21 protein-coding genes and 1 tRNA gene are annotated in these 16,700 nt (G+C 69.8%); 9 read left to right on the forward strand and 13 right to left on the reverse strand.

Annotated elements, in window-relative coordinates; all coding sequences use genetic code 11:
• The 6 genes from ACRY_RS14840 to hemE all read right to left on the reverse strand — a co-directional run bounded on the left by ACRY_RS14840 (position 1) and on the right by hemE (position 4,430).
• Positions 1 to 723: a ribonuclease activity regulator RraA gene (locus ACRY_RS14840; protein WP_012040085.1), complete on the reverse strand. Its 723-nt coding sequence runs from the start codon at positions 721 to 723 to the stop codon at positions 1 to 3.
• A 145-nt stretch (positions 724 to 868) separates the two neighbouring features.
• Positions 869 to 1,027 (reverse strand): hypothetical protein, encoded by a 159-nt coding sequence (locus ACRY_RS19955; RefSeq protein WP_013640841.1) that lies wholly within the window; start codon positions 1,025 to 1,027, stop codon positions 869 to 871.
• Between the two features lie 97 nt (positions 1,028 to 1,124).
• The gene (gene hemJ / locus ACRY_RS14845) at positions 1,125 to 1,574 is read right to left on the reverse strand and encodes a protoporphyrinogen oxidase HemJ (RefSeq protein WP_007422351.1); all 450 of its coding nucleotides are present in this window, start codon (positions 1,572 to 1,574) and stop codon (positions 1,125 to 1,127) included.
• Positions 1,571 to 2,263, reverse strand: coding sequence for an HAD family hydrolase (locus tag ACRY_RS14850; RefSeq protein ID WP_007422352.1), 693 nt, complete (start codon positions 2,261 to 2,263; stop codon positions 1,571 to 1,573). The genes hemJ and ACRY_RS14850 overlap by 4 nt, the downstream gene beginning before the upstream one ends.
• Positions 2,260 to 3,348 (reverse strand): ferrochelatase, encoded by a 1,089-nt coding sequence (hemH, locus tag ACRY_RS14855; protein ID WP_007422353.1) that lies wholly within the window; start codon positions 3,346 to 3,348, stop codon positions 2,260 to 2,262. Before hemH ends, ACRY_RS14850 begins: the two co-directional genes overlap by 4 nt.
• 5 nt (positions 3,349 to 3,353) lie before the next feature.
• Positions 3,354 to 4,430, reverse strand: coding sequence for a uroporphyrinogen decarboxylase (gene hemE, locus ACRY_RS14860; protein ID WP_012040086.1), 1,077 nt, complete (start codon positions 4,428 to 4,430; stop codon positions 3,354 to 3,356).
• A gap of 280 nt (positions 4,431 to 4,710) precedes the next feature.
• Between hemE and ACRY_RS14865 the strand changes: the two genes are divergently transcribed.
• The 6 genes from ACRY_RS14865 (at position 4,711) to ACRY_RS14890 (ending at position 8,712) form a co-directional block, all read left to right on the forward strand.
• Complete coding sequence (locus ACRY_RS14865; protein ID WP_007422355.1) at positions 4,711 to 5,577, forward strand: pyruvate, water dikinase regulatory protein; 867 nt, start codon at positions 4,711 to 4,713, stop codon at positions 5,575 to 5,577.
• Positions 5,578 to 5,683: 106 nt separating this feature from the next.
• On the forward strand, positions 5,684 to 6,175 hold the full coding sequence (locus tag ACRY_RS14870) for a methylated-DNA--[protein]-cysteine S-methyltransferase (protein WP_012040088.1): 492 nt from the start codon (positions 5,684 to 5,686) through the stop codon (positions 6,173 to 6,175).
• A gap of 19 nt (positions 6,176 to 6,194) precedes the next feature.
• On the forward strand, positions 6,195 to 7,172 hold the full coding sequence (locus ACRY_RS14875) for a quinone oxidoreductase family protein (protein WP_007423527.1): 978 nt from the start codon (positions 6,195 to 6,197) through the stop codon (positions 7,170 to 7,172).
• A 160-nt stretch (positions 7,173 to 7,332) separates the two neighbouring features.
• Positions 7,333 to 7,620, forward strand: a complete 288-nt coding sequence (locus ACRY_RS14880) for a high-potential iron-sulfur protein (RefSeq protein ID WP_007423526.1) — start codon at positions 7,333 to 7,335, stop codon at positions 7,618 to 7,620.
• 143 nt (positions 7,621 to 7,763) lie between these two features.
• Complete coding sequence (locus ACRY_RS14885) at positions 7,764 to 8,210, forward strand: CHRD domain-containing protein (protein ID WP_012040089.1); 447 nt, start codon at positions 7,764 to 7,766, stop codon at positions 8,208 to 8,210.
• Positions 8,211 to 8,280: 70 nt separating this feature from the next.
• Positions 8,281 to 8,712 (forward strand): dihydroneopterin aldolase, encoded by a 432-nt coding sequence (locus ACRY_RS14890; protein ID WP_007423524.1) that lies wholly within the window; start codon positions 8,281 to 8,283, stop codon positions 8,710 to 8,712.
• 6 nt (positions 8,713 to 8,718) lie between these two features.
• Here the strand turns inward: ACRY_RS14890 and ACRY_RS14895 are convergent, their stop codons facing one another.
• Together ACRY_RS14895 and ACRY_RS14900 are read right to left on the reverse strand one after the other, a co-directional pair.
• Positions 8,719 to 9,975 carry an NRAMP family divalent metal transporter gene (locus ACRY_RS14895; protein ID WP_012040090.1) on the reverse strand — a complete coding sequence of 419 codons (1,257 nt, stop codon included), beginning with the start codon at positions 9,973 to 9,975 and terminating at the stop codon, positions 8,719 to 8,721.
• Positions 9,972 to 11,153, reverse strand: coding sequence for a lyase family protein (locus ACRY_RS14900; protein WP_231295281.1), 1,182 nt, complete (start codon positions 11,151 to 11,153; stop codon positions 9,972 to 9,974). Before ACRY_RS14900 ends, ACRY_RS14895 begins: the two co-directional genes overlap by 4 nt.
• 253 nt (positions 11,154 to 11,406) lie before the next feature.
• Here ACRY_RS14900 and ACRY_RS14905 point away from each other — a divergent pair, with 253 nt between their 5' ends.
• Positions 11,407 to 12,801 carry a purine-cytosine permease family protein gene (locus ACRY_RS14905; protein WP_007422770.1) on the forward strand — a complete coding sequence of 465 codons (1,395 nt, stop codon included), beginning with the start codon at positions 11,407 to 11,409 and terminating at the stop codon, positions 12,799 to 12,801.
• A gap of 337 nt (positions 12,802 to 13,138) precedes the next feature.
• On the opposite strand, the gene ACRY_RS19960 is transcribed toward ACRY_RS14905, so the two are convergent.
• Positions 13,139 to 13,279, reverse strand: coding sequence for a hypothetical protein (locus ACRY_RS19960; protein ID WP_013640845.1), 141 nt, complete (start codon positions 13,277 to 13,279; stop codon positions 13,139 to 13,141).
• A 345-nt stretch (positions 13,280 to 13,624) separates the two neighbouring features.
• Positions 13,625 to 14,038 carry a tetratricopeptide repeat protein gene (locus ACRY_RS14915; RefSeq protein ID WP_007422769.1) on the reverse strand — a complete coding sequence of 138 codons (414 nt, stop codon included), beginning with the start codon at positions 14,036 to 14,038 and terminating at the stop codon, positions 13,625 to 13,627.
• Positions 14,039 to 14,203: 165 nt separating this feature from the next.
• Between ACRY_RS14915 and ACRY_RS19805 the strand changes: the two genes are divergently transcribed.
• Positions 14,204 to 14,377: a hypothetical protein gene (locus tag ACRY_RS19805; protein ID WP_013640846.1), complete on the forward strand. Its 174-nt coding sequence runs from the start codon at positions 14,204 to 14,206 to the stop codon at positions 14,375 to 14,377.
• Between the two features lie 15 nt (positions 14,378 to 14,392).
• Here ACRY_RS19805 and ACRY_RS14920 read toward each other — a convergent pair whose 3' ends face one another.
• From ACRY_RS14920 to ACRY_RS14930, 3 genes are all read right to left on the reverse strand, one after another.
• Positions 14,393 to 14,821 carry a hypothetical protein gene (locus ACRY_RS14920; protein WP_012040092.1) on the reverse strand — a complete coding sequence of 143 codons (429 nt, stop codon included), beginning with the start codon at positions 14,819 to 14,821 and terminating at the stop codon, positions 14,393 to 14,395.
• Positions 14,822 to 15,329: 508 nt separating this feature from the next.
• Positions 15,330 to 15,767, reverse strand: a complete 438-nt coding sequence (locus tag ACRY_RS14925) for a hypothetical protein (protein ID WP_012040093.1) — start codon at positions 15,765 to 15,767, stop codon at positions 15,330 to 15,332.
• A 216-nt stretch (positions 15,768 to 15,983) separates the two neighbouring features.
• Positions 15,984 to 16,059: transfer RNA gene (locus tag ACRY_RS14930), tRNA-Ile, on the reverse strand.
• Between the two features lie 89 nt (positions 16,060 to 16,148).
• Here ACRY_RS14930 and ppa point away from each other — a divergent pair.
• Complete coding sequence (gene ppa, locus ACRY_RS14935) at positions 16,149 to 16,673, forward strand: inorganic diphosphatase (protein ID WP_007422764.1); 525 nt, start codon at positions 16,149 to 16,151, stop codon at positions 16,671 to 16,673.
• Positions 16,674 to 16,700 lie beyond the last annotated feature (27 nt).

Below are 16,700 nucleotides of genomic sequence, written 5' to 3' on the forward strand. Positions count from 1 at the left end.
TCAGGCCTTCCGGCTGGCGCGGAAGGCTTCGTAGCGGGCTTTGGTTTCGGCGTTGGCGGGGTAGAGGCCGGGGAGCGGCACGCCGCGGTCGATCTCGGTCATGATCCAGGCTTCCAGCGCCTCCTGCTCGATCGCCTCGGGCACCACCTCGTCGAGCAGGGCCTGGGGGATGACCACGGCGCCGTCGTCATCGACCACGATCACGTCGTTCGGGAAGACGGCGACGCCGCCGCAGGCGATGGGCTGCTGCCAGGCGACGAAGGTGAGGCCGGCGACCGAGGGCGGTGCGGCGGCGCCGCGGCACCAGACCGGCAGGCCGGTGCCGAGCACGCCGGCGAGATCGCGCATCACCCCGTCGGTGACGAGGCCGGCGACGCCGCGCTTGCCCATGCGGGCGCAGAGAATGTCGCCGAAAATGCCGGCATCGGTGATGCCCATCGCATCCGCGACGGCGATGCAGCCTTCGGGCATCGCCTCGATCGCGGCGCGGGTGGAGATGGGCGAGGCCCAGGAGGCGGGGGTGGCGAGATCCTCGCGGGCGGGGACGAAGCGCAGCGTGAAGGCGCGGCCGACCTTGCGGCCCTGGCCGGGGGCGAGCGGCGCCGTGCCGCGCAGCCAGACATTGCGCAGGCCCTTCTTGAGCAGCACGGTGGTGAGAGTCGCGGTCGAGACCGAAAGCAGGGCCGTGCGGATTGCCTCGTCGAGCGGTGCGCTTTCGGTCATCGTTATCCCCCTTTTGTCGTGTTCCGGCGGCGCCCTGGGGCGCCATCCGGTCGGTTGTATATGAGGGACACGACGGGCCGCAAGGCGGCCACCTTGCGGCAGGCGGGATGCCTGCCATGATCAGGCCCGGGACGGGCTCAGTTCATCAGCGGTCGTCGTCGTCGTGATGCCAGCCGCCGTGATAGTAGCCGCCGCCGTAATAGCCGGGGCCGCCATAGGGGTAGTAGACGCAGCCGGCGAGCGCGGTGGCGAGACCGGTCAGCGCGAGGGCCAGAACGACGGCCCTGAGGGCGGATTGTTTCATGTCTCTTCCTCCATCCTTGCGGATCGGGGAGATATGACGCGCGAAAACCGGTGTTTCGATGACCGGAATGTGGCGGTGATGTGGAACCTGCGCCGGCTCAGGGCTTCACGAAGACCATGATGACGATCACGATCATCAGGATGGTCGGGACCTCGTTGGCGATGCGGTAGAAGCGCTCGGGCTTCGTGTTGGCGTCGTTGAGGAAGTTCTTCCGCCATTTGGAGAGCGCGCCGTGGAAGCCGCTCATCAGGATGACGGAGATGAATTTCGTCCACCACCAGCCGGCCGACCAGGAGATGGCGCCGGGGGTGAGGATGAGCAGGATGCCGAAGGTCCAGGACGAGATCATCGCCGGGGTGGCGATCTGCTTGAGCAGGCGGCGTTCCATCACCTTGAAGCGGGCGGACTCGGCCGAGCCGGGGGCGAGCTGGCAGTGATAGACATAGAGGCGCGGCAGGTAGAACAGCGCCGCCATCCAGGCGATGACCGACATCACGTGGAAGGCGAGTTCCCAGCGGTAGAACGGCGCGAGGGCGGCGATGGTCATGCTTTTGCTCCGATCGCGGCGGCGAGGGCGACGAGGTCGCGCAGTTCGTGGTGGCCGCTTATGACCCGTTCGGCGCCGGCGGCGAGAAGAGGCTCGCCGTTGCCGTGCGGAGCAAAACCGTAGCAGGTCATGCCGGCGGCGATGGCGCCGGCGATGCCGGTGACGCTGTCCTCGATCACGAGGCAGGTTTCGGGGGCGGCGGGCAGCGAGCGCGCGGCGGCGAGGAAGACGTCCGGCGCGGGTTTCGGGCGGCCGCCCTCGGGGAACAGGCGCGGGGCGGAAAAGGTGCGGCCGGCGACGAGGTCGAGCCAGCCGGTGCGGCCGAATTTCGCGTCCATCTCCACATCGGCCGAGTTGGAGGCGATGCGCCAGGGCTGGCCGACGGCATCGAAATGCTCGAGGATCTCGCGCGCGCCGGGAATGGGTTCGGCGTGACGCTCCATCGCGGCGACGATGCGGGCGACCAGCATCGCGTTCCAGTCAGGCGGCAGGGGACGGCCGAGATCGGCCTCGATCATCGGGCGCATGGCGCGCAGCGAGACGCCGACGAAGCGGGCCATCGCCGCTTCCGGCGTGACCGGCAGGCCGAGCTCGGTCATCGATTCGGCGATGACCGCGGCGGAGACGCGCTCGCTGTCGATCAGGACGCCGTCGCAGTCGAAGATGACGAGGCCGAAAGTGCGTTTCATGCCGCCACGACTGCCCGATAGCGCGCCCAGGGGCAATCCCGGTTGCGGGCATCGCAGGCCCGCCCGCCGCGATGCGAGCAGAGGCCCGGGCCGTGGGCGACGGCGCGGCGGGCGATGCCGGCCAGGGCGGCGATGAAGGCGGGGTCGTCGTTCTGCGCCGGGGCCCGGTAATAGCCGGGCAGTTTCAGGTGGTCGGCCACCTCGCGGTATTCGACGTCGAGCTCGACCAGCGTCTCGATATGCTCGGAGACGAAGGCGATGGGGATGACGACGACGGCGGTATTGTCGCGCGCGGCCTGTTCGATCGCCTGCTCGGTCGAGGGTTCGAGCCATTTCTGCGGCGTGGCGCGGGACTGGTAGCAGACCTGATGGTCCGGCCGGTGGCCGAGGCGGCGCTCGATCGCCGCCATCACCGCCTCGGTGCAGGCCTCGACCTCCTCCTGGTAGGGATCGCCGGCCTTGACGATGGATTCCGGCAGGCCGTGGGCGGAGAAGAGCAGGCGGATTTTCGCGCCGGCTCCGAGTTCGGCGCGGGCCGTTTCGTAGGTGCGGATGACCGGCTCGGCGGTGGCGGCGGCGAAGGCGGGATCGTCATACCAGCAGCAGAGCGTGGTGGTCGGCGCGACAAGGCCGGCGCGGGCGGCGGAATCGTGCCAGTCCGCGAGCGAGCTGCCGGTCGTGGTGGTGGAGAATTGCGGGTAGAGCGGGAGCAGAAGGATGCGCTCGGGGTTCCACGCCTTCACCTCGCGGGCGACGTCGCGCGCGAAAGGGTGCCAGTAGCGCATCGCGATGAAGCATTTCGCGCCGGGCAGGGCGGATTCCAGCGCGTCCGCCTGCTGGCGGGTGAGGTCGAGCAGGGGGGATTTGCCGCCCATCAGCGCATAGCCCTCCTCGGCCTTTTTCTGGGCGGAGCGGGCGATCAGCCGGGCCAGCCAGAAGCGGACGAAGACCGGGGCGCGGATGATCGCCGGGTCCGAGAAGAGGTTGACGCGGAAGGGCTTGATCGAGTCCGGACCGTCCGGACCGCCGAGGTTGAACAGGACGATGGCGGTGCGGACGGGCAGGACGGGTTCGGAATCGTTCATGGCGCTCAGGTGGCGGCGAGGGCGGATTCCTCAAGCTCGCCGGGTTCCAGCGAGCGGAGGCGTTCGATCACCGCGGCGACGTGCTCGGGCGGGGTGTCCGGCACGATGCCGTGGCCGAGATTGAAGATATGCGGATGGCCTTCGAGCCCGCGGGCGATCCGCTCCACCGCCTGGCCGAGCGAGATGCCGCCGGCGCGCAGCAGCAGCGGGTCGAGATTGCCCTGGAAGGCGACGCGGCGCGGGGCGAGCCGGGCGAGGGCGACGGGATCGACCGAAGTGTCCATCCCGACGGCGTCGACGCCGGTATCGGCGATGTAGGGCAGCGTCATCAGCCCGCCGAGGCGCGGGAAGCCGATGACCTTCACGCCCGGATGGCGGACGCGCAGCTGTTCGACGATGCGCGCCGTGGGGTGGATGACATGGGCGCGGAAGAGATCGGGCGGCAGCAGCCCGGCCCAGGAATCGAACAGCATCACGCAGTCGGCCCCGGCTTCGATCTGCCAGGAGAGGTAGTCGATCGTCGCGGTGGTGACGGTTTCGATCACCGCGGCGAGCAGGGCGGGATCGGCGTAGGCGACCTCGCGGGTCAGCGGGAAATCGCCGCCGCGGCCGTCGATCATGTAGCAGGCGACGGTGAAGGGGCTGCCGGCGAAGCCGATCAGCGTCGTCTCCGGCGGCAGTTCGGCGCGGACGCGGGAGACGGTTTCCATCACCGGCTCGGTGCCCTGGCGCAGGGCGGCGGGATCGAGCGCCTCGAGGCCGGCGAGACCGTCGATCCGTTCGAGGCGGGGGCCCTCGCCCTCGGCGAAGCGGAGTTTCTGGCCCAGCGCCCAGGGCAGGATCAGGATGTCGCTGAACAGGATCGCCGCGTCCATGCCGAAGCGGCGGACGGGTTGCAGCGTCACCTCCGTCGCGAGCGGGGGGGTGGTGCACAGGGCGATGAAGTTGCCCGCCTTTTCCCTGAGCTTGCGATACTCGGGCAGGTAGCGGCCCGCCTGGCGCATCAGCCAGACCGGCGGCGGCCAGACCGCCTCTCCCCCGAGCACCCTGAGAACCGGTTTTTCAGCGCGTTGTCCCGTCATGCGACCTGCCTAGCTTCAATTCGTCTTATAGGAAAGGACGGGGGGAGTAGTGTTAGCTGTGAACTCTGGGGAACCCCGCAATCCGGTTTTTTCTGCACAGAGTTTTCCACAGCAAAACTCGGCCTGCAATCTGCTGATTCTGCATCAAACCCCCGGTTTTTCCACATATGCGGGGGATGCCCGGGAAATTCATCCACCGCTCGCCGCGGTGTGAAATTCATCCACGCTTTCCACCGCGGGCGGTTTCCCGGCCCGAGTTATCCACGCTATGAGACCATGCATGGACGGCAAGCGGCTCAATCTCCACCTGGTTTCCGACGCCACCGGCGACACGCTGAACGCGGTGGCGCGGGCGGCCTCGGTGCAGTTCGAGGGTTCGGACATCCATCTGCACCGCTGGAGCCTGATCCGCTCGCGGCTGCAGCTGCACCGGGTGCTGGAGGGGATCGAGGCGGAGCGCGGCCCGGTGCTGTGCAGCCTGCTCGACCAGGCGCTGCGCCACGAGCTGGACGAGGCCTGCCAGCGGCTCGGCCTGCGCATCCTGCACGTGCTCGACCCGGTGTTCGACCTGCTGGCCGAGGAGCTGGGGACGCCGACGCGGCCGACCCCGGGGCGGCAATACGTGCTGGATGCCGATTATTTCCGCCGGATCGACGCGATGCATTTCGTGCTCTCGCACGATGACGGCCAGGCGCTGCGCGGGCTGGCGGAGGCGGATGTGATCCTGGTCGGCGTCTCGCGCTCGTCGAAGACGCCGACCTCGTTCTACCTCGCCAATCGCGGCATCAAGGCGGCGAACGTGCCGATGGTGCCGGGGATCGAGCTGCCGGGCGTGCTGGACGATCCGCCCTGCCCGGTGGTCGGCCTGTTCATCGACGCCGAGCCGCTGATCGAGATCCGCCGGCACCGGCTCACCCTGCTCGGCCAGGGCGGCGGGGCGGCGGGGGCGTTCCGGCCGGACAGCGGCGACTATGTCGACGAGGAGGCGGTGAAGGCGGAGCTGCTCTGGGCGCGGCGGACCTGTAGCGCGCGCGGCTGGCCGACCGTGAACGTCACCCGCCGCTCGATCGAGGAGACGGCGGCGGCGGTGCTCAAGCTGATGGACGCCTGGCACGAGCGGCGCCGGCGGACGGCGACGTCCGCCTGACCTGATCGCGGATGGCGACGTCCGCCTGACCTGATCGCGGACGGCGGGCGATCACGTCGGCTTGACTTCCGGAAGCGAGGCTCTAGCCTGAACCGAGGAAAGTCCAGTGCCCTCATTATCAATGCAGCATCCGGTTTTCGGCGGTTTCGTCCTGCATGAGCGGGCGGGGGCGATCGTGTCGATCGACTTCGGCGGCGACGGCGGGGCGGCGGACGAGGCGACGCCGCTGCTGCGCCGCGCGGCGGATGCGCTCGCGCGCTATTTCGACGGCGGCCCGCTGGCCGAGGATCTGGCGCTGGCGCCGGCGGGCACCGAGTATCAGCGCCGCGTGTGGGCGTATCTGCGCACGATCCCGCGCGGCGAGACGCGGACCTATGGCGAGGTGGCGCGCGATGTCGGCGGCAGCGCCCGCGCGGTCGGCGGCGCCAACCGCGCCAATCCGATACCGATCCTGATCCCCTGCCACCGCGTGCGCGCGGCGGACGGGCTGGGCGGGTATTGCGGCAGCAGCGAGGAAGGCTGGGGACTGGCGATGAAGCGCCGGCTGCTCGCCCTCGAAGGCGCCGCTTTCAGTGACGGCGCGCGCCGCCGCGCCTGACATTCCGGGAGAAACAGAGATGACGACAAAGGCCATCCGTATTCATGCCCATGGCGGGCCCGAAGTGTTGCGCTGGGAGGACGTGCCCACGCCCGAGCCCGGCCGCGGCGAGGCGCTGGTGCGTCACGAGGCGGTGGGGCTGAACTACATCGACGTGTATTTCCGCACCGGCCTCTACAAGGTGCCGCATCTGCCGGCGACCATCGGCATGGAGGGGGCGGGCGTCGTCGTCGCGGTGGGCGAGGGGGTGACCGAGGTGGCGGCGGGCGACCGCGTCGCCTATGCCGGCGGGCCGGTCGGCGCCTATGCCACCGAGCGGGTGATCGCCGCCGACCGGCTGGTGAAGCTGCCGGCCGGGATCGACTTCCAGACCGGGGCGGCGATGATGCTCCAGGGCATGACCGCGCAATACCTGCTGCGGCGGACCTACCGGGTGCAGGCGGGGGAGACCATTCTCGTGCATGCCGCGGCCGGGGGCGTCGGCCTCATTCTCTGCCAGTGGGCGCGGCATCTCGGCGCCACGGTGATCGGCGTCGTCTCGACCGAGGCGAAGGCGGATATCGCCCGCGCGCACGGGGCGCATCACGTCATCGTCGGGCACGAGCATCTCGCCGCCGAGGTGAAGCGGCTGACCGATGGCGCGATGGTGCCGGTGGTCTATGATTCGGTGGGCAAGGACACGTTCGGGCCGAGCCTTGATTCGCTCGCGCCGCTCGGCCTGATGGTGAGCTACGGCAATGCCTCGGGGCCGGTGCCGCCGGTCGATGTCGGCATTCTCGCGGCCAAGGGCAGCCTGTTCCTGACCCGGCCGACGCTGGCGACCTATACGGCGAAGCGCTCCGACCTCGTCGCGGTGGCGAACGACCTGTTCGGGGTGGTCGAGGCCGGGGCGGTGAAGATCCGCGTCAACCAGACCTTCCCGCTCGCCGAGGCGGCGGCGGCGCACGAGGCGCTGGAGGCGCGGCGGACCACCGGCAGCACCGTGCTGCTGCCCTGACGGGCGGCGGCGGCGCGGGATCACGATCTCGTGCGTGCCGGATTCATGCCATGTTTGGCAATCTAGAGTGGACGGGCCCGGAGGGCGCTTGCCAATCCGGGCTTCGTTCCCATTCTCGTTCCGTGTTGTCCACGGGACATGCCAGGCAGGAGAAGAAACAATGTCCGAATTGACCAGACCGAACGGCCGGCGCGCGCTGCTGAAGACGGCGGCGGGGATTTCCGCCGGGATCGCGGTGGCCGGGATCGCGGCGACCCAGACGGCGGAGGCGGCCGGCATGGCCAAGTCCGCGGTGAAGTATCAGGACAAGCCGAAGGACGGGCACCAGTGCGACGGCTGCGCGCTGTATATTCCGGCCTCCAGCTCCGGCAAGGACGGGCGCTGCAAGGCGGTGGCCGGCGCCATCTCGCCGAAGGGCTGGTGCGAGCTGTGGAGCCCGAAATCGTAACGCCGCGGCCCTGAGACCCGCCCGCGGCTTCGGGGGCGGCAGAGCGGACTGACGGCCGGGACCCGGCGCGACGCCGGCCCGGCCGGGACATCCCCCTGGCGCGAGGGGCTGCATCGCGCCGCGACGACATCAAGGAGACGGATGTGAAGGTGAACAGGCGAGGCGTGACCGCGATGATGCTCGCCGCCGGGCTGGCCGGCGGGATCGGGATCGCGCAGGCGAAGACCGTGCGGCTTTCCGCGACGCTGCACCCGGTGGCGGGGACGATGTCCCACGGCAGCGGCATGATGCACGGCACGTTCAACACGGTGACCCGCCGGGTGACGTGGGACGTGACCTACAGCCACCTCAGCAGCAAGGTGATCATGGCGCATTTCCACGGGCCGATCAGCAAGCCCGGGCAGAACGGGCCGGTGCAGGTGTGGCTGACGAAGGCGCCGCCGCATCCGATGGCGGCCGGGCCGATCAGGGGCTCGGCGGTGCTGACGCCGATGCAGGCGAAGGAGCTGATGGGCGGGCACTGGTATGTCATGATCCATACCGTGATGCACAAGCCCGGCGAGCTGCGCGGACGCGTGCACGCCGGCTGAGCCGTTCGCGGTCGCCGGCGACGCGGGATCGTCTCTTGCGTTCGCCGGCGGGGCGGCGCATGGGCGGGGGATGAACGAAAGCCATTTTCCCGCTCCGCCCGCCACCGCAGCGCCGGCGCTGCGGCGGATGTTCGTGCGGGACATGGTGCTGGACGCCCATATCGGCGTCCATGCCCATGAATTCGGCCGCACGCAGCGGGTGCGGATCAATCTCGATCTCGCGGTGCGCGAGGAGGCCGGCCCGCAGGGGGCGCTGATGTCGCGCCCCGGCGTGGGGCGGGACGATCTCGCCCGGGTGGTGGATTACGAGCGGATCGTGCTCGGCGCGCGGGCGGCGGTCGCGGCCGGGCATGTCCAGCTCGTCGAGACGCTGGCCGAGCGGCTGGCGGAGCTGTGCCTCGAGGACTCGCGGGTCGCGCATGTGCGCGTGCGGGTGGAGAAGCTCGACGTGTTTCCGGACATGCAGTCCGTCGGCGTGGAGATCGAGCGGCGGAATTCCTGATCCGGCTCAGACCAGCAGCATCGCCAGGGTGCAGGCGCCCATCAGCGCGGCGGTGAGCCAGCCCATGACCCGCAGCGCGCGGGGCAGGACGTGGCCGTCCATCACCGCGGGGCGGCTGGCGAGGGCGACCATCGCGGCGATGATCGGCGCGGCGGCGACGCCGTTGATCACCGCCGCCCAGAACAGCGCGCGGATCGGGGTGAGCGGGGAGAAGACGATGCCGACGCCGGCGAGCGTCGCCACCGCGAGCACGCCGTAGAAGGCCCGGGCCTCGAGCGCGCGGCGGGAGAGGCCGACCGTCCAGTGCAGCGCCTCGCCGATCGCGTAGGCGGTGCTGCCGGCGAGGACGGGGACGGCGAGCAGGCCGGTGCCGAAGATGCCGAGGGCGAAGACGAGCTGCGCGAAACGGCCGGCGATGGGGGCGAGGGCGCTCGCCGCGTCCGCCGCCGAGGTGATGTCGGTAATGCCGTGGACGTGCAGCGTCGCCGCCGTGCCGATGATGATCGAGAGCGAGACGGCGTTCGAATAGGTCATGCCGGTCCAGGTGTCGAAGCGGATGCGGGCGAGCTCGCCGGCCACCGCCGGGCCGACGGTGGGGATGCGCCCGGCATCCTCGGCTTCCTCGGCCGCCTGCCAGAAGAAGAGATAGGGGCTGATCGTGGTGCCGAAGACCGCGATGAGCGCGAGCAGGGCCGGGCGGTCGAGCGTGAGGCGGGGGATCAGCGCGCCGGCGAGGATCTCGCGCGCGGGCAGGCGCAGGACGAAGAGCAGGGCGACATAGGCGAGCAGCGCCGTGGTGAGGAATTTCAGCACGGCGACGTAGCGGCGGTACGGGATGCGGATTTCGGCGACGACGCAGAACACCGCGATCGCCACGGTGTAGAGCCGCTCGGGACCGCCGGCGAGCATGTGCGCGGTCTGCGCCATCGCGCCGAGATCGGCGCCGAGATTGAAGACATTGGCGATGGCGAGCAGCAGGATCAGGCCAAGGGCGAGCGGGCGGGGCAGGTGGGCTTCCATCGCGGCGCCGAGGCCGCGGCCGGTGATGCGGCCGATGCGCGCGCTGATCTCCTGCACCGCAACCATGAAGGGCAGGGCGAGCACCACCGTCCAGCCGAGGGTGTAGCCGAACTGGGCGCCGACCTGGGAATAGGTGGCGATGCCGCTCGGGTCGTCGTCGGCGGCGCCGGTGATGAGGCCGGGGCCGAGGCGGGCGAACAGGGCGCGGGGGACGCGGCGCCAGGCGTTCGGCGCGTCGCTCAAGGGCGGCGGTCCTGGCGGGCGTGGGCGGCGAGGGCCGCCTCGATCAGCGCCGGGATCGCGGGCGAGGGGGATGCGGCCGGGGCGTGGGCGAGGTTGCGGGCCATGGCGGCCTCGTCGACCGTGAGGCCGGCGAGCAGCTCGGCGAGGGCGGCGAGCGTGCCGGAGGCGAGGCGCATGAGCTCGGGCCAGACCGATTGCTCGGCCTGCCAGGCGCCGGCGGCGCGCTCGTGCTCCTGCGGCAGGGCGGCGAGCAGGGTGGCGGCGAGCGGCGGGGCGCGCAGCGCGGCGGCGCGGATGGCGACGGCGAGGGTGGGGTTGCGCTTGTGCGCCATCGCCGAGGAGCCGCCGCGGCCGGGGGCGGCGGGTTCGGCGGCCTCGGCGCATTCGGCCTGCATCATCAGGGCGGTGTCGGTCGCGATCTTGCCGGCGGTGCCGAGGGCGGCGGCGAGGGTGGCGGCGAGGCGGGCGAGCGGGGCGCGGCTGGTGTGCCAGGGCAGGGGCGCGGGATCGAGGCCGAGGGCGGCGGCGAAGGCGGTGGCCGCCGCATCCGCCCGGGTGCCGAAACCATCCAGCGTGCCGGCGGCGCCGCCGAGCTGCGGGCGGAGGGCCTGGCGCGCGGCATCGCGCAGGGCGGCGCGGGCATCGTCGAGGGCGGCGAGCCATTGCGCGGCCTTGAGGCCGAACGTGGCCGGCAGCGCCGGTTGCAGCAGGGTGCGGGCGATCATCGGGGTGGCGGCATGGGCGCGGGCGAGGCGGGCGGCCGCCGCCGCCGCCGCGTCGAGATCGGCCTCGAGGAGGAGAAACCCGTCGCGGAGCTGGAGGATGAGGCCAGTGTCGACGATGTCCTGCGTGGTGCCGCCGCGATGGATGGCGGCGGCGTGCGCCGGCACCGCGGCGCGCAGCCAGGCGACGAGGGGGATGACGATGGTGCCGGCCCGCGCGCCGGCTTCGGCGAGGGCGGCGGGATCGGGCTTTTCTCCGGCGCAGGCGGCCTCGATGGCGGTGGCGGCTTCGGCGGTGATGAGGCCGGCGGCGGCGCCCGCGCGGGCGAGAGCGGCCTCGGCGCGGAGCATCGCCGCGATGCCGGCGCGGGCGGAGAAGAGGCGGCGCATCGAGGCGGTGGCGGCCATGATCTCCGCGGGCGCGAGGGTCGGCTCGTCCTCTGGCGGTCCGCTCACGGCGCGGCTCCGGCGGCGGGCATGGTGGCGCGGCGCGCGCCGGCGGGTCGGGTCATCGCGTCTCCAGGGCGGGCGGGCCGCCGGGCAACCGGTGGGCGGGCCCATATGGCGCGGATTCGGCGCGCCGCGCCAGTGGAAAAGTGCCGCGCGGCGGCGTGCGAGCGGTCCCATGGCGCGAAACAGGGCTGGACAAATTGTATAGACAATTGTTTGCTGGCGGCGACCACAAGAACATCGCAAGGGGGAGCAAGACGTGACCAGCGAGACCGTTCCGGGCGCCATCGAGCGCCGCGCCATCGACCCGATACCCGAATCAGAGCGGCATGGCCGGCCGGCCGCGCTGTTCACGCTGTGGTTCTCGGCGAACATGCAGATGACCACGGTGGCGACCGGGCTGGTGGCGACCGCGCTGGGGCTCGGCCTCGGCTCGGGGCTGCTGGCGATCGTGCTCGGCAATGTCGTCGGCGGGCTGTTCATGGCCTATCACGCCGCGCAGGGGCCGAAGCTCGGCATTCCGCAGATGATCCAGTCGCGCGCGCAGTTCGGCGTGGCCGGGGCGAACCTGCCGGTGGCGCTGGTGATCGTGCTCTATGTCGGGTTCTTCACTCTCAGCGCGATCCTCGGCGGCGAGGCGGCGGCGGCGCTGTTCGGCGTGTCGAAGGCGGCGGGGGTGGTGATCGTCGACGCGCTGGCCTTCGTGCTGCTGGCGTTCGGCTACGACCAGATCCACCGCTACGAGCGCTATGTGGCGCTGGTGTTCCTGCTCGTGTTCGGCGCCGTTACCATCGCGCTGCTCTCGCGTTACCACGCGATGCCGGCGGCGCCGGCGAAGGCGGCCTCGCCGGCGATGGTGGTGCTGGGGATCTCGATCTTCGCGACCTGGCAGATCACCTACGCGCCCTATGTCGCCGACTATTCGCGCTACCTGCCGGCCGATACCTCGTTCCTGCGCAGTTCGGCGCATACCTATCTCGGCTCGGTGCTGGCCTCGATCTGGATGATGAGCCTCGGGCTGCTGGCCGGGCTGGTGGCGAACAAGGCGGCGAACGCCGACACCACGCTGTTCTTCGCCGGGCTGCTCGGGCCGGGGCTGCGCTGGCTGATGCTCGTGGTCATCATGCTCGGGATCGTCGGCGCCAATGTGCTGAACCTGTACGGCGCCGCGATGTCCACCGGCACGATCCTGACCGCCGGCGGCGACACGACGCTGGCGCGGGCGGTGCTGGCCCGGGGCAGCGCGCTGCGGATCGGCGTCGGCGCCGCGATCGCGGTGATCGGCACGGCGCTCGCGGTTCTCGCGAGCGGCAGCTTCGTCGACGGGATGACCAATTTCCTGCTGCTGCTGCTCTACGTTTTCGTGCCGTGGACGGCGATCAACCTGACGGATTTCTACCTGGTGCGGCAGGGAAGCTACGATATCGGCGCGATCTATGACCCCGCCGGCATCTACCGGCGGATCAACTGGTCGACCATGGCGATCTATGCCGTCGGCATTCTCGTCGAGATCCCGTTCATGAACGCCGAGCTCTACGAGGGGCCGATCGCCCGCGCGCTGGGCGGCGCCGATATCAGCTGGCTGGTCGGGCTGGCGGTGTCCGGCGCGCTGTATTTCGCGGTGAACCGGGCGGGGCGGGGTGCGGCGGCGTGAGCGGGGCCGGGAGGTTGCGCATACAAGCCGGGAGGCGCCCCGGAAGGGCTGGAATATCCTTCCGTATAGGGGATCAAAATCACGTAAAAACGAATATCGACAGGTCAGTTCGTCTCACGTAACAGGAGGTCGTCTCGCACCTCTGGACAAGGTGCGGGGCATCTCGCGCGTCGGCCCCGGAGAGATCCGGGGTCGCTTGCTTTGGAGCCGGTGCCCGGATGGGCAGCACCGCCCTCACCTGCCGGCACCGACCGCCCGGGCGCGGCGGCGGGCTCGATTCCATCGATGACGGGAGCATCCTTGCCGGATCGGATCGGCCATCCGGCCGGATGATGCTTCAGAGGAGGAAGGGCGCCGAGACGGCCAGCGCGGCGATGACGATCACCGCCGCGGCGCGCAACGGGTGATCGTAAAGCGCGACGCTCTTGGCGCACACGCACTCGAACCAGTTGCCAGGACGCGACCGCGGGGACGCCATTGCCGTTGCTGCCTTTCGTTTGGGGACTGCCCAGGGTGAGACGCCGTGGGAGTCGGACGCCATACGCGTATGGCCATATCGGTTTCGCGGGCACCCCGGGAGAACGCATGGCCGGTATCGAATTTGTAATCCCGCCGTCGGGATTTCGACATCTGCTCAAAGGGGTGATCGCCTTCGGTCGAAGGCGGCTTGCGGCGTGAAACGTCGTGACAAGAGTCCGCAACATTGCGGCGATCCGGGCGCGCTATGCCACGGGCGGTCGCGTCGTTGCGGTATTCGGGGCGCTTCGCCCCCGGACGCGGCAAGGCGCCGCGAGGGGGCGTGCGAGGGATGCGAAAGGCGGGTTCAGGGGTTCTGCGGCGGGCGGGGCTGCGACCGCAGATAGGCTTCCAGCGCGGCGAGGTTCTGCCGCGCGGTTTCGTTGCCCTGCGCGGCGGCCTGGCGATAGAGCTCGATCGCGCGCCGCGTGTCCTGCGGGACGCCCTGGCCGGTCTGGTACATCATGGCGAGGTTGTTCTGGGCGACGGGATCGCCGCGCCGTGCCGCGAAGGCGAACCAGTGGGCGGCCATCGCATCGTCCCGCGGGACGCCCTGGCCGTTTTCGTAGAGCGAGCCGAGATAGGTCGCGGCGGCGACATTGCCGTTCCGCGCCGCCTGTTCGAGCTGGCTGACCGGCTGCGCCTGGGCGGCCTGCCAGGCGCCAAGCGTTGCGACAAACACGATCGCCGCGGCGGCGCCGCGTATCCGGTGTGCTGTCATCGTTCTCTCCTCCGCGAGCTGGTTGCACGTGAGCCCAGCGGATATCGGTCCGGCGGGCGGCCGGTTCAACAACGGGTGCGGCGGGACGAAGGCGACCCCTTGGCGGGGCGGGGGATTCGGCGGTATCCCAATGGCAAGAAAGCGATCGCTTGATCCGAGCGGCACATGGATATGGGAAACATCTTCATCCGGCTGAATTCGCTCCTGTTTCACCCCTGGATGCTGGGATTCTTGCTGCTCGGGTTCACCGGCCTGTCGGTCTGGTGTCTCGACTGGCTCATTTTCAGGCGGCGGCTGCAGGCGCGCCTCTCCGATCGCGACGACGAGGCCGGGCCCTGACCCGGACGGGGCGGATCACCACCCGGCGGCCTTGGCCATCCGGTCGAGCTCGTCCAGCCGGCTGGTGGTGATCAGGGCGGCGCATTGCGTGTCGGGCGCGGAGGCGGCCTTGAGGCGCGTCACGATCTGGGTGTCGGTGAACATGGAGAGTTCGGTGCCCTGCCGGCCGCTGTCCTCGGGCCAGAGGGTGCGGGCCGCATCGGCGGCGTCATAGGCGATCTGCTCTTCAACCAGGGATTGCCAGCGGACGGAGCGGAGATGGCAGCGGACAGCGACGACCGCCCACCACTCCATGTCGAGGAGCGGGGTGGTCTCGGTGAGGAACGTCGTCTCGCGGCGATGCGAAACGACGGGAATCGGCGGCAGGCGGGAGGCTGGCTTGATCATCGGCCCCGGTAAGGAAAGCGCGAATGCCCCCGCCACGAGAAGCGCTCGAACGCTCATGTGCCCATCCAGATAATACGAAGAGAGGCGTCTTTTTTGACTAAGCTTAATTATTTATACACTTTATGATAACGTAATATACTGAAGAAATCAATTGCTCCATAGGATGAAACTATTAATCAAAAGCAATATCGCGAACGGACGTCATGCGCGATGACTTGCGGCCGCCGGGAAAAAAGTGGCAGCCGGGCTTTGGAGGAGAACCGGCTGCCAACGGAAAGTGGGAGCATAAGCACGTGTGTCGTGCCGAGCGCCTTGTGCGTGCGGGCCGGGAGAGGGTCAACCGGGGGCGGGCGCCGGGAGCGCCCACGTTGCGGTGAGCGTGTTCACAAGATCGAAAGACGCGGCCAGGCGGGCGGCGAGCCGGAGGCCCGGCCGAGACATTATGAAACGTGGGCGTTACGCGCGAGCGACGAAGATCGGCCATGATGCGAGGCATGCATTTGGACCTCCTTGCGCACCGGCCCCGGAGCCCTCATCCGGGGCCGTTTTTCGGCCGGGGCGCGGTTCACCATCCGCCCGCCTTGGCGATGTGATCGAGCTCCCCGAGCTTGCCGGTGGACAGGAGGGCGGCGCATTGAAGCCGCGAGGCGAATTCGGCCTCGCGGCGGGCCTCGGCCTGCGCGGCGGTGAAGATCGACAGCGCCTGTTCCTGGCGCTTCCCGTCGCCCGGCCACAGGAGTTTTGCCGCGTCCGCGGATTCATGGGCGATGCGTTCCTCGATGGCGGCCTGCCATCGCGCGGTGCGGAACCGGCAGCGCAGCGCCTCGACCGCCCACCATTCGAGGTCCAGAAGCGGCTGCGTTCCCTTCAGGAACGCGATCTCGCGGCGGTTGGGGCGGGCGACGATCATGGGCGGCGGATGGCAGGCCTGCCCCGTGCCGCCCAGCAGTCCCGGCATGGCGGCCAGCGCCGCGCCCGCCACGAAGACGGCGCGATGCAGCATGCGCCCCTCCCAGAATTATGAAACCAGCTGCTTTTTTGCCTTCAGGTAATTATTTTGAAAGCGAACGATAATCTCGTTGGATCAAAGATCAACTATTCAAAAAGCTTATATTCTTAAGGTTTCATTCTACCCTTGCGGGAATCCCGCCGCGCCCGCGGGCGAATGAGCGGGCAGGGTCGTTGCGGGGTGGGCGGACCAGGGGAGGATCGAGGCCGCTGGTGCGCCGGGCAGGACTCGAACCCGCAACCAAACCGTTATGAGCGGTCCGCTCTAACCGTTGAGCTACCGGCGCACGCCGCCTGTATGGGGCCGGGGCGCGGCGATTGGCAATATCCGCCCATGCCGCTAGAAGGCGCGCGACATCATTCAGGAGGTTCCGCCATGGACGTTTCCAAGATCCCGGCCGGCAAGGCGCCGCCGTCCGACATTCATGTGGTGATCGAGATTCCGCAGGGCTCGGCGGTGAAATACGAGGTCGACAAGGAGAGCGGGGCGGTGATGGTGGACCGCTTCCTGTTCACCCCGATGGCCTATCCGGCGGCCTACGGGTTCATTCCCAACACCCTCGCCGACGATGGCGACCCGGCCGACGCGCTGGTGCTGGTGCCGGCGGCGGTGGTGCCGGGGGCGGTGATCCGGGCGCGGCCGATCGGCGTGCTGCGGATGGAAGACGAGGCGGGGCAGGACGAGAAGATCGTCTGCGTGCCGCACGACAAGATCCACCCGCAATTCTCCGGCGTGACCGAGGTCGACCAGCTGCCGGCGATCACGCGCGACGCGATCGAGCATTTCTTCACCCATTACAAGGACCTGGAGAAGGGCAAGTGGGTGAAGGTGACCGGCTGGGAAGGCCGCGAATCCGCCGAGGCGGCGATCAGCCAGAGCCTCGCCCGCGCCGCGAAGTAGTTTTGCTCCGGCTCCGGCCCGGTGAGG

The sequence above is a fragment of the Acidiphilium cryptum JF-5 genome (assembly GCF_000016725.1).
Classification (GTDB): Bacteria; Pseudomonadota; Alphaproteobacteria; order Acetobacterales; family Acetobacteraceae; genus Acidiphilium; species Acidiphilium multivorum.

Bases quoted from the DNA above. Each gene is read 5' to 3' on its own strand.
- ACRY_RS14880 (WP_007423526.1), top strand. From the start codon at position 7,333: ATGTCCGAATTGACCAGACCGAACGGCCGGCGCGCGCTGCTGAAGACG.
- ACRY_RS14875 (WP_007423527.1), top strand. From the start codon at position 6,195: ATGACGACAAAGGCCATCCGTATTCATGCCCATGGCGGGCCCGAAGTG.
- ACRY_RS14915 (WP_007422769.1), bottom strand. From the start codon at position 14,038: ATGACAGCACACCGGATACGCGGCGCCGCCGCGGCGATCGTGTTTGTC.
- ppa (WP_007422764.1), top strand. From the start codon at position 16,149: ATGGACGTTTCCAAGATCCCGGCCGGCAAGGCGCCGCCGTCCGACATT.
- ACRY_RS14925 (WP_012040093.1), bottom strand. From the start codon at position 15,767: ATGCTGCATCGCGCCGTCTTCGTGGCGGGCGCGGCGCTGGCCGCCATG.
- ACRY_RS19960 (WP_013640845.1), bottom strand. From the start codon at position 13,279: ATGGCGTCCCCGCGGTCGCGTCCTGGCAACTGGTTCGAGTGCGTGTGC.
- ACRY_RS14865 (WP_007422355.1), top strand. From the start codon at position 4,711: ATGGACGGCAAGCGGCTCAATCTCCACCTGGTTTCCGACGCCACCGGC.
- ACRY_RS14850 (WP_007422352.1), bottom strand. From the start codon at position 2,263: ATGAAACGCACTTTCGGCCTCGTCATCTTCGACTGCGACGGCGTCCTG.
- hemH (WP_007422353.1), bottom strand. From the start codon at position 3,348: ATGAACGATTCCGAACCCGTCCTGCCCGTCCGCACCGCCATCGTCCTG.
- hemJ (WP_007422351.1), bottom strand. From the start codon at position 1,574: ATGACCATCGCCGCCCTCGCGCCGTTCTACCGCTGGGAACTCGCCTTC.
- ACRY_RS14840 (WP_012040085.1), bottom strand. From the start codon at position 723: ATGACCGAAAGCGCACCGCTCGACGAGGCAATCCGCACGGCCCTGCTT.
- hemE (WP_012040086.1), bottom strand. From the start codon at position 4,430: ATGACGGGACAACGCGCTGAAAAACCGGTTCTCAGGGTGCTCGGGGGA.
- ACRY_RS14890 (WP_007423524.1), top strand. From the start codon at position 8,281: ATGAACGAAAGCCATTTTCCCGCTCCGCCCGCCACCGCAGCGCCGGCG.
- ACRY_RS14920 (WP_012040092.1), bottom strand. From the start codon at position 14,821: ATGAGCGTTCGAGCGCTTCTCGTGGCGGGGGCATTCGCGCTTTCCTTA.
- ACRY_RS19805 (WP_013640846.1), top strand. From the start codon at position 14,204: ATGGATATGGGAAACATCTTCATCCGGCTGAATTCGCTCCTGTTTCAC.
- ACRY_RS19955 (WP_013640841.1), bottom strand. From the start codon at position 1,027: ATGAAACAATCCGCCCTCAGGGCCGTCGTTCTGGCCCTCGCGCTGACC.